This window comes from Marinifilum caeruleilacunae, from assembly GCF_013141825.1.
Taxonomy (GTDB): Bacteria; Bacteroidota; Bacteroidia; order Bacteroidales; family Marinifilaceae; genus Marinifilum; species Marinifilum caeruleilacunae.
In genome coordinates this window covers 1-599 of sequence record NZ_RZNH01000135.1, presented here as the reverse complement: position 1 = coordinate 599, position 599 = coordinate 1, and the positions used below count along the sequence as shown (strand labels likewise).

Here is a 599-nt window from a genome sequence, read left to right as displayed (position 1 = left end):
CTTTATCCTGTTCTCTTTCCACAAACTTAGAAATGTATTCATGAATTATGGAGCACCTAATAACATTCTTCAAGGCGGAGAAGTTTGGGCCAGATGCCCAATATGCTTGACATGAAAACGTGAGAATGAATTTAGTATTATTGTGATATTCTGAGGCAATTTTATTATAATCTCGAAGATAAGAGAAGAATGCAGTGACCTTTGTATTGACAAATGGAGATTCCATGTATCTAAAAAATACGCCTTTAGGCCTTCTGATACCCTTTCCCCTGCGGTTTAGCGTGCCTTTTACATTAATATCTAAACCCTCTCCGATGGTGGCCTTTAACTGACTAATAAATGCAACCGATATAAACTGTGATAATTCTGGGTGATTTATGATTCGATCGACAATTGTATTGTACACTAGTGCAGGATCAGGCCAATCCAGTTCTTTTTCAATTACCGGTGTGTCGTCTGTATTSAGTACATGTCCAACAAATGCAAATGCTAACGTTTTGTATTTCTTATAATTGTCAGGAACTGGAAAAGTCCCCCTTGTCGTCTCGATTACACACCTACTTTCATCGTACACCATAGGTTGGAAGTGCTGCATAATA

At 38.0% G+C, this 599-nt stretch carries 1 protein-coding gene; it reads right to left on the bottom strand.

Annotated features, from left to right (window positions below; genetic code table 11):
* Positions 1-577, bottom strand: a 577-nt coding sequence (locus ELS83_RS21785) for a hypothetical protein (RefSeq protein WP_216616765.1), incomplete at its 3' end; no start/stop codon positions are given.
* Positions 578-599 lie beyond the last annotated feature (22 nt).